The 9,068-nt window shown below is 68.6% G+C and carries 12 protein-coding genes; 4 read left to right on the forward strand and 8 right to left on the reverse strand.

Translation table 11 applies throughout. The features are described from left to right. A partial coding sequence (locus D4B81_RS17320) for a histone-like nucleoid-structuring protein Lsr2 (RefSeq protein WP_161965274.1) occupies positions 1–279 on the forward strand: 279 nt, incomplete at its 5' end. A 235-nt stretch (positions 280–514) separates the two neighbouring features. Here D4B81_RS17320 and D4B81_RS19395 read toward each other — a convergent pair. The 3 genes from D4B81_RS19395 to D4B81_RS17335 form a co-directional block, all read right to left on the reverse strand. Further along, positions 515–1,030, reverse strand: coding sequence for a MucR family transcriptional regulator (locus D4B81_RS19395; RefSeq protein WP_122263920.1), 516 nt, complete (start codon positions 1,028–1,030; stop codon positions 515–517). 63 nt (positions 1,031–1,093) lie between these two features. Continuing rightward, positions 1,094–2,563: a hypothetical protein gene (locus tag D4B81_RS17330; protein WP_122263921.1), complete on the reverse strand. Its 1,470-nt coding sequence runs from the start codon at positions 2,561–2,563 to the stop codon at positions 1,094–1,096. Then, entirely contained in the window at positions 2,560–2,901 is a 342-nt protein-coding gene (locus D4B81_RS17335) for a hypothetical protein (protein ID WP_161965275.1), read from the reverse strand. Before D4B81_RS17335 ends, D4B81_RS17330 begins: the two co-directional genes overlap by 4 nt. Positions 2,902–3,164: 263 nt before the next feature. On the opposite strand from D4B81_RS17335, the gene D4B81_RS17340 reads away from it, so the two are divergent. After that, positions 3,165–4,094, forward strand: a complete 930-nt coding sequence (locus D4B81_RS17340; protein WP_161965276.1) for a M48 family metalloprotease — start codon at positions 3,165–3,167, stop codon at positions 4,092–4,094. On the opposite strand, the gene D4B81_RS18340 is transcribed toward D4B81_RS17340, so the two are convergent. The 5 genes from D4B81_RS18340 to D4B81_RS17355 all read right to left on the reverse strand — a co-directional run bounded on the left by D4B81_RS18340 (position 4,075) and on the right by D4B81_RS17355 (position 6,422). Then, positions 4,075–4,227: a hypothetical protein gene (locus D4B81_RS18340; protein ID WP_161965277.1), complete on the reverse strand. Its 153-nt coding sequence runs from the start codon at positions 4,225–4,227 to the stop codon at positions 4,075–4,077. The two genes, D4B81_RS17340 and D4B81_RS18340, sit on opposite strands and share 20 nt — an antisense overlap. 70 nt (positions 4,228–4,297) lie before the next feature. After that, a complete protein-coding gene (locus tag D4B81_RS17345; RefSeq protein WP_161965278.1) occupies positions 4,298–4,885 on the reverse strand; it encodes a hypothetical protein in 588 nt (195 codons plus the stop codon). Continuing rightward, positions 4,882–5,586, reverse strand: coding sequence for a hypothetical protein (locus tag D4B81_RS17350; protein ID WP_122263925.1), 705 nt, complete (start codon positions 5,584–5,586; stop codon positions 4,882–4,884). Before D4B81_RS17350 ends, D4B81_RS17345 begins: the two co-directional genes overlap by 4 nt. After that, positions 5,579–5,734, reverse strand: a complete 156-nt coding sequence (locus tag D4B81_RS18345) for a hypothetical protein (protein WP_161965279.1) — start codon at positions 5,732–5,734, stop codon at positions 5,579–5,581. Before D4B81_RS18345 ends, D4B81_RS17350 begins: the two co-directional genes overlap by 8 nt. 79 nt (positions 5,735–5,813) lie before the next feature. After that, on the reverse strand, positions 5,814–6,422 hold the full coding sequence (locus D4B81_RS17355) for a hypothetical protein (RefSeq protein WP_161965280.1): 609 nt from the start codon (positions 6,420–6,422) through the stop codon (positions 5,814–5,816). A 900-nt stretch (positions 6,423–7,322) separates the two neighbouring features. Between D4B81_RS17355 and D4B81_RS17360 the strand changes: the two genes are divergently transcribed. Beyond that, positions 7,323–8,027, forward strand: coding sequence for a hypothetical protein (locus D4B81_RS17360; protein ID WP_202613755.1), 705 nt, complete (start codon positions 7,323–7,325; stop codon positions 8,025–8,027). Next, the gene (locus D4B81_RS17365; RefSeq protein WP_122263927.1) at positions 8,024–9,043 is read left to right on the forward strand and encodes an Eco57I restriction-modification methylase domain-containing protein; all 1,020 of its coding nucleotides are present in this window, start codon (positions 8,024–8,026) and stop codon (positions 9,041–9,043) included. Before D4B81_RS17360 ends, D4B81_RS17365 begins: the two co-directional genes overlap by 4 nt. The last annotated feature ends 25 nt before the right edge of the window (positions 9,044–9,068 follow it).

The raw sequence follows: 9,068 nt of genomic DNA on the forward strand, positions 1-9,068 counted from the left end.
GGCCAGACCGTCAAGTTCGGCTTCCTCGGCGCTGACTACGAAATCGACCTCTCTCAGAAGGAGGCCGACGAGTTCGCGAACACGATCCAGAAGTACGTCGAGGCCGGCCGTCGCGTCGGCGGACGTCGCCAGTCCGGACCCGGCAGCACCACCCGTCGTGACCCCTCTCAGACCAGGAACATCAAGTCGTGGCTGGACGCGCAGGGTATCGAGTACCCCAAGCGCGGCAGACTCCCCCAAGACCTGGTCGACCAGTGGGAAGCCGCCCACAAGTCCTGAGCACGTGAGGAACCCCCGGTGGCCGGCCCGCCGGGGGTTCTCGTATCTCCAGCAGCCTCCGGCTCCGGGGTGCGCCGCCAGGGCGTCAGACGACGCAAGTGCCACACATTCGGCGAGCGTCACAAAGATCCTTGCGGGCGTTCCGACGTCGTCACCCGGCTCTGCGGGTGTCGTAGGTCACCACGTGCTCGTCATCAAGAGCCACCTTCGCTGACCTCCGGGTTGCCCCTTTACGTCAGCCCGGCGAGCGGCGGGCGGGCCGCGAGGCTCGGTTGTGCCGGGAGGCGCATGACCTGGTGCAGAACCGCCTCTTCCCCGGCGCCAGCAGCGGGCAGAACTGCACCCCGCACCATTCACAGGCCACCACGATCCCGTGCCGTCTGAGGCCCCGGAGTCGCCGGGCAGTGTCCCGAATGGCTTCGAGGCCGGCCGGTGAGATAGCGCCTTCCCCTTTGCGCTGGGCCCGGCTGGCCCTGACGGGGTCACGGGAGGCGACGAAGGCGGGCTTGTCCGCGAGCGTCCGCCGCGCGTTGGCCAGGACCGCCTCTCGGGTGGTGTCAGCGACGAGCCCCTTGCGGGGTAGCCCGTGCCGCTCCCGGTACTGGTCCGCCGTCATCCCGTGGCCCCGCCAGGCGTGCAGGCCGAGGTGCGCGAACCGCCGTCCGCACTCGTGGCACACCAAACCCTCGGGGTCACTGTCGACGATGCCGAAGTGTCCGAACCCATCAGGATCGCCTACCCGTGATGCCATGCGCTTATGGTGGCCCACTCTTTCGGCTGGTTCAGCCCCGGCGGCAACGACAGCAGGCTCGTGTCATCGAGACAGGTGCAGGTCTCTCTCGCTCTCTAGCCGTGCTGCCGAGCTCGCGTGTTCGTGCCTCTGACCGGCGGCGAGCCTGCCCGCCGAACTGGGGGGACGCGTCGAGCTGGTGGGGAGGGACGTGGCGGCCTCCCTGCGGTCGCTGGCCGTCAAGGTCGATCGCAGCGACGCTCTCGACGCCAGGGCGGCCTGCCGGCCGGCGTCCTCCCCGCGACTCCGGATGCCGTCTGGGATCGGGATAGCCCGCTTCAGGAGTGCGTCGCGCGGTGCGACGGTCGCGTCCTGAGTGGAAAGTGATCCCGGTCCGTCGTCCGCTGAGGTGGCTCGCGCGATGTTGTTGGCTGCTCGGGCGTCGACGAGCAGAGGGGCGTTACGGGCTGCCTCGTGGAAGACGCTGGCCACGCCGGCCACGGTGGCGTGAAACCGGTGCAGGGACCTCACCAAGGACTTCGCGTCGACACGACCCCTCATGTCCTCGGCCGAGGCAGCCGTGCGCGCGTTCGCGGTGACCTCGCGCATCGAGTCGACCAGCTCCCACCCTGCCTTGCTCAACACGAGAGGGCTCGAGTCGTGCGGGTGCGTGAGCTGCTGGAAGTGTTCCTGAGCCTCGCCCCACCTCTCGATCATGGTGTCCAGGGCCGGACTGATCTCATTCTCGAACGTCCGCGGGTCTACCTGCCCGGACTCGACGGCGGCCCGCCACAGCGCGTGCACGTGCACGGATGCCTTGAAGGCCGCGCCGGCGACCCGGGTCATCGCGTGGGTCGTGGGTTCCCGGGTCAAAGCCCGTTGGGCGTAGACGTCCCAGGCCGCTATGGCACCGGGGATCCTGGTGTCGTCCGCCGGCTCACGGTGCCGGCCGTCCAGCGCATGCGGGTAGTGCCCGTTGAGGTAGCCATGGGTGATCTGCTCGATGCCGAGGACCTGGTGGCGCAGCTCCTCACCGGTGACCCGGTGGACCTGCAGACGGGGGTCTCCCTGCTCCTCCACCGCGGTCTGCGCAAGGCCTACGGAGACGGCGTGGGAAGCGACGTAGAGGGTGTGCATGACGTTGACGCGCGCGGCGAAGGAGTCGCGAAGATGGGCGTCGGTCCACCGGTTCGGCTCGCGGCGCTCGATGACGCCGCTGCGGGTGATCAGCGCGGCAGCCTCGGTGAGCATCTGGCCGATCTCCTGCAGGGTGGGGTCGACATCGATCCCACCACCGGCCGAACGGTGCTGCGTCCTGGCTGACCTCTCGAGCTGATCGATGACCTGCCTGCCGCTACCGGGCAGGTCCGAGCGTTGCGGGAGCTGGTGCCACAGCTCTCTGGCTCCCTCGACGACCTCGCCCCAGGCCCGGAGCATCGCCCGCCCGTCCCGATGGGGCGCCTCGTACAGCAGGTCGCGGGCCAGGCCGTTGGCACGGTCCATCAGCTCTCCGGCGCTGGGCGGGTAGATCGTGGGCTGGCGTCGCCGGCTCATGAGAACTCCCCGACCGTCTCGATGAGGAGCTCGACGACCGACACGATGCCGGGGGGAAAGTGGTGGACCGGTGCTGTCCGGCTCAGCTCCTCCGCACGACGGGCCAGTTCGACGGGATCGGCTCCGGCGGCGCCTGGCCGATCCAGGAGCGCATCTCGGTAAGACTCCGGGACCAGGTGGAACACCTGGTCGCGGGCATACGTCAGGTTGTTCGCCAGCGCCACCGTGTCCAGGTCGCGGCTCTGGTGAGCCCGCCGATCGGCCTCGGTGCCCGCCTGCCACAGCAGCTGGTGCATGTGCACCAGGACCCGGGCGGCTTCGGGTGTCGTGTCGCTCATGTGGTCGATCTCCTTCGGTTGTACCGTTCCGGACGGCGTCCGGTTCATGGCTACGTGGTTGGGGAGCGGGTCGAGCCCAGTACTGCCCCATCTGGGGAGGAGAGGCCGGAAGGGCCGGCCTGTGGACAAGTCCTGCGCCTTGTCGGTGTCGACGTGCAGGCTGCTGTTCATGCCCCCTAAAGCGGGGGACCAAAGGCCTGGGACTCACCGATTCGAAATCAGCTGGCGGTAAAGCGGCAGTGGGTCACTTGGGAGGTGGCGCGATGACACTGGGCAGAGCGCGGCGGGCACGGGCGCGCGCACTGGTCGTGCCGATGCTCATGAGTGCCCCGATGTGGTTGGTCGTCGGTGAGCTGGCGCTGGGCTGGTACGACTCCGTCCGCCACCTGGGGCGGTACGGTCCCGCGGCCCTGACGCTGGTGGTCCTGCTCCTGCTGGCCGCGGCCGCCGACACCGGACTCGGCGAGAGATGGCTGGCCCGCCTCGTCCTGCGCGCACGCGCACCCCGGCTCCACCAGCGGCACACGTTGGCGCCGGTGGCCCAGGTCCTGCTGCGACACGGCATCCCCCCGCAGCGGCTCGAGCTGCTGGTCGGTCCGGGCCAGCAGGTGGGCGTCACCGCGCTCGGTCGGCGCACCGTGGTGGTGAGCAGGGGTTTGATCGACGCGCTCTGGTCAGGGCAGCTGCGACCACAGCAAGCGGCGGCGGTGATCACGCACGAGGTCGGGGTGATGCGCTCCGGGCTGACCCGTCACGACCCGGCCATCATGGTCCTGCTGGCCCCGTGGACGGTCTGGATCACGTGGATCGCCATCATGTGGGGCGTCGTTGCAACCTTCCTGAGCCACCGGGTGATGGTGGCGTGCCTGGTCATCCACGCCGGCGTGGGGATCTGGCTGGGAGCCACCGAGGACCCTGCCATGTACGTCTCGACCGTCGTCATGGCCGTGGTGCTCACCACCTGGTCCTCCATCCGGTCCTGGGACCGCGCCCGCGCCCAGGTCGGTGACCAGTACCTCCTGCGGCACGACCTGGCCGGGATCTACGCCGACCTGCTGACGGCGACCTTCACCGACGACTACACCCGGGACCGCGCGGTGCGGCTGCGCCATCCGCAGCTGCAGCACGGGCCCCCGATCGTCGGAGACGGTCCGCCGATGGCGAGAGCCGTGCTCAGTACGACGGGCCGCTGAGAGTGGTGTTCCCTGCGTCACGCCGTTCTCGGCCGGCGCTCTCCCTGACCAGCTCCTCGTGCTCCCGGTGCGCCTGCGCTTCCTGGAGCCGCCGGGCGTTCTCGAGGTCCTCGGCGCGTGCGGCGTCCTGCATCCGCGCGGCACGCTGGGCCTCAAGCGCGGCTCTTGCGGCGTAGCGGAGCGGTGGTCCGTCGGGGGAGTCTTCATCGTGGATCTCCTTCGATGCTTGCGCCGGTGTCAGTCACCAGGCGCAGGTGTGGTCGATGGTCACCGGTCGAAGCGGGACCGCCCTCCCCTCCCTGAGTGGTGCGCAGGAGTCGCGTCCCGTCCAGAAGGGCGCTGCAGGCAACGCGCAGGAAGCGCCGTGACGCGCCCAGGGAGGTGTCCACCGTCGCCGCGAACTGCTCGCCGCGGCACAGGCCGGAGGACGCCGGGCTCATCGCATGCACCGTCGCGTGCAGCGAGGACGCCGCTGTTGCCACGGCCAGCGTCACCGGAGAGATGGCAATCCGCACCTCGCCGGGACGCTGCTCGAGATCGCGCACCCGGGCCAGCAGCAGGGCGGCGTCCGAGGCTGCGTCGCGCACCTGGTGCCGCAACAGGCCGGCCTGGTCGAGGACCACCTGGGCGGCCACCTGCTCCCGCACGGCATGCGCTCCCCAGCGTTCCAGCTCGTCCTGGCAGGTCGACACCGCATTGTGCAGACCGTTCAGTCGTTCCTCCAGTCGTTCAACCAGGCCGTCAGGTGGAGACCCTGCAATCGGGGAGGCTACGAGGGGCATGCCGGTCATCGCTGCATCGATGGCCCGGGGGTGGACTCGCGGGAGGGTTCTCGGTGGGTGCGCATCCGTTCCCGGGCTGGCTGCGCGATGACGTCGACGTCCCGCGACGCCTGGATGGCCACGCCCTGCGCGCGGTCGAGCTCCTGGTCGACGTACCGACCGTCTGAGTAGGCGGCCAGGAGAGAACCGGAGACCAAGGTGGGATCGGGCCCGGTCCGGTCCCGGCCGGGGCGCGGCAGAGACTGGCGGGCGCGGTCTGCTTCGGCCCCCAGCCGTTCGCTGGCGCGCTGGATCACCGGTCGGCTCGTCTCCAGGTCTTCCTGCAGCGAGATGAGCTGGCGACGCAGCCGGCCAGTATCGATCTGCTCGCGGGTGCTGCCCGGGTGCAGACCGTCGACCATCACCACCGCGGCCTTCAGGTTGGCCACCGCGCGTGAGGTCCGACGGTCCACACCCAGGCCGGCCTCGCCGGCCTCCTCGCAGGCTCCCGCGAACGAGCGAAGTGCCTCACCCTGGTTCTCACGGTCCAAGCTCTTGACCCGGTCCTGCTGGACCCCCTCGACCAGGGACAGCCAGGACCGTGCGTCATTCGTGTTCTTGTCCATCTGCCGAAGCTGCTGGCGGGCATCCTGCAGGGCACGGTGGGTCTCGGCCAGGATCCACCGGGTGTCGGCGAGGTCATTCCTGGTGTCTGTGGTGATCTCACTCATGGGAACCGGTCACCTCCGGGTCGGTCAGGAGGTCATCGAGCTGCGCGGTGGCCTGGTCCAGCATGTCGCCGACCCTGTCGGTGGCCGCCTGGGCCTCGCGCAGCTCCTCGGCGGCGGTGACGAGCCCATAGGTGTTCGGTTGTGTCATGGCAGTTGTCCCTTCTCTCGCACCGGGCTCATACGTGAACCCGCCTACTTACCAAAGCGGCCGAGGAGGCCCCTGGGTCTCACCTCTCATCGATCGACACCCCTGGCGCGGGTGGACCGGCTCCACCACCCGGCAGGTCCCGGTGGGCCCTTATCCGTTCGCGTGCTGCCTGTCCCACGGGATCGATCGCCCCCAGCACGGTGCTGGTCTGGCTCGACACCCGGGAGACCACCTCATCAACCCGGTGCCCTTCCGTGGACGCCGCGCGCAGCGTGCGGTTCAGCAGGTCGGTGTGAACGGTCTCTACCGACCCCTTGGTCGGGGCGGACTCCCGCGCCGCGGCAGCTGACCTGAGTAGGGCAGCCTGGGTGCGCTCCAGCTCCACCCGTGCCTCCTCCAGCGACCGGTGCAAGCCCGTCGCGACATGCCGAAGACGCGCCTGGTCCTCCTGCTCCCGCTCGGTCCTTGGGTCGATCGCCTCGGCCCCCTGTCGCCCTGCGGTGAGAAACCCCTGCGCGGAAGCTAGCCGTTTCTGTGTGTCCTCGCCTTGGGCGGCCGCGGTCTCGCACTGGTCGGCGAAGGCGCGCAGCAAGGCCCGCCGGTCCGGGGCCGGGGGCCACTGGCCCCCGCGCTGCGCCCAGTCGACGTCCTCCAGCAGCCGGGACGCGCGAGCGAGCTCGTCCTGCATCGCCTGGACCCCTTCACGCGCCCCTACCAGGACGTGTCGGGACTCGGCCAGGGCATGCAAGGACCGACCCCACCCTTCGGCCCGGCCATCCTGCTGGAGCCTGAGATTCTGGCTCTCACTCATCCACGGACGCTCCCTCCGGCTCGTCCTCGACCACGTCGCAGACGCTCATCTGGAGGCGGGGTTGGTGCTGGCAGACGCAATGCCGCCACGGGTACTCCCGTCCCGCGTTGGAGTCGATGCAGTCCGCCGGCGTATGAACGGGCCGGCACGGCTCGCAGATCATGGCCACCTCCTGGGTCAGGGGTGTCCGGCAACGGGGCCAGACTCCCTACCCCCTAAAGCGGCGCAGGCGGGCTCAGGGACTCACTCGAAGCAGAGACGTTCCCTCAGATGGCCGGCCGCAGGTGCGAAGCGGGCAGCCGCACAGTCACCACCTGGTCCTCCTCAACCGCACACACCACCCAGGCCGCCCACCCATCAGGGGTGCTCTGCCAGCTGACCACCAACGCCTCCACCTCAGCCGCTCCCGGCCACAGACGCGCCCACGCATGCCGCGTCCGTGAACGCACCGTCGGCCCAGCGGGCAGTGAGAGAGCCGGTGGGGAGGATGGCAAGCCCGAGCCGCGGTCCGTGAGCGGCACCCCCTGGGCCGCGTCGCCCGTACATGCCACCCGCCATGAGAACAATCTAATCGAACTGGCGTACGCATGGGTTCCGTCGACCAGTCAGCGACGCCGGTCAGCTACGCGGCCGGATGTGACCCCTGCCGATGACGCCCGGCTCCTGTCAGCCCCTGTCGGTGCCGACGGCTAGGTTAGAACGGAAACCCTCCGGTTGCGGCTTGTCCTCCAAGTGACGGAACCGGTCTGAACGGGCAGGGCAGAGGAGAGCAACCAGATGAGCTCAGTGGTGAACGGGAGCGCTGTTGTGGTCGCCACGTCCCCGACCGTCCAGCTTGCCCAGATTAAGTCGAAGCAACGGGTGCGTGACCTTGCCGAGGTCTACACGCACGAGCGCGAGGTCAACGCCATGCTGGACCTCGTTCCGGACATGTTCCCGTCAGAGGTCGACCCTGCGAACCACGATCGCCGGTTCCTCGAGCCGGCGTGCGGGTCCGGCAACTTCCTCGAGGCAATCCTGCGCCGCAAGCTGGTGACAGTAACGAGCCAGCGCTACGGACGCGGCCAGCGGTTCGAGTTCCGGGTCCTCCGGTGCCTAACCTCGACGTACGGCATCGACATCGACCAGGAGAACGTAGAGCAAGCACGACGCCGCCTCCACGACGTCTTGGAATGGCACCTGCACTCCCAGCTCAACACTAGGGACGCCAGCACCGGCTTCTACGCGGCCGTGACCCACGTGTTGGAGACCAACATTGTCCGGGCCAACACGCTCACCGACGCAGCCACGCTGATCCTTGTCGAGTACCAGCCGTCTCGCGGCAACGCGTTCCTGCGGCGCTGGTCGCCTCTGCAAGAGTCCGAGCCGGCCCCGGTCGACCTATTCAGCATGGACGACGAACCCGTGCAGGACGAGGCCCCGGTGCACTACTCGCTACTGGCGGACAACCCGGAACCCGTGCGCAAGAGAGCGTCAGCATGACCCGGGTCAACCTCGGCGGTTCGCACGTCCCCGACATCCTCGACACCCTGGCCCAGCTGTCCAACGACGAGGTGCCGACACCGCCGAAGCTGGCTCGGGCGATGCTCGACCTGCTCCCCAACGAGGTCTGGTCGGACCCGACCCTGCGGTGGCTCGACCCGTTCTGCAAGTCCGGGATCTTCCTGAGGGAGATCGCCGCCCGCTTGCTCCTCGGGCTCGAGGACTGGGAACCGGACTTCGGCACGCGTCGCGAGCACATCTTCCGCAACATGCTCTACGGCACGTCTATCACCCAGATGACTGGGATCGTGTCGCGGCGGACCTTGTACGGCTCGCGCAAGGCCAACGGCGAGTACAGCTTTGTGCAGTTCGACGACGAGGACGGCAACCTGCCGTTCGTCCCGGCGAAGCACACGTTCGGCAAGACAGGAACCGCAGCGAACTGTGACATCTGCCGCGCACCGCGCGACCTGGAACGCGGTGAGGGCCGCGAGAACTACGCCTACTCATTCATCCACAGGGCCTACCCCACGGAGGAGATGGAAGACATGAAATTCGACGTCATCGTGGGGAACCCGCCATATCAAGTCGGGACCGAAGGCCACGGCGCCACGGCCTCCACGGTCTACCACCACTTCGTCGAGCGAGCCATCGACATGGCTCCGCGCTTCGTGCTGATGATCACCCCATCAAGGTGGTTTACCGGGGGCAAGGGCGTGGACGCGTTCCGCGAGCGGATGATCTCGGACCGTAGACTGAGGGTGCTCGTGGACAACCCCAAGCTGTTCGACTGCTTCCCGGGAGTCGAGATCAAGGGTGGGGTCAGCTACTTCCTGTGGGACCGCGAACACGACGGGGACGTCGAGTTCTCGACGAGGGTCGACGGTGTCATCCGCTCCACGATGACACGAGACCTCCGTGAGGGTGACGGTGTGCTCATCCGCGACAACCGCGCCATGGACATCATCCCGAGCAATGATCAGAACCTGTGGATGGCTCTCGGCGGGGTGACGTGAAAGTGGCGTACCTCCCGAGCAAGAT

It is taken from the genome of Ornithinimicrobium cerasi (genome assembly GCF_003702705.1).
GTDB classification, from domain to species: Bacteria; Actinomycetota; Actinomycetes; order Actinomycetales; family Dermatophilaceae; genus Ornithinicoccus; species Ornithinicoccus cerasi.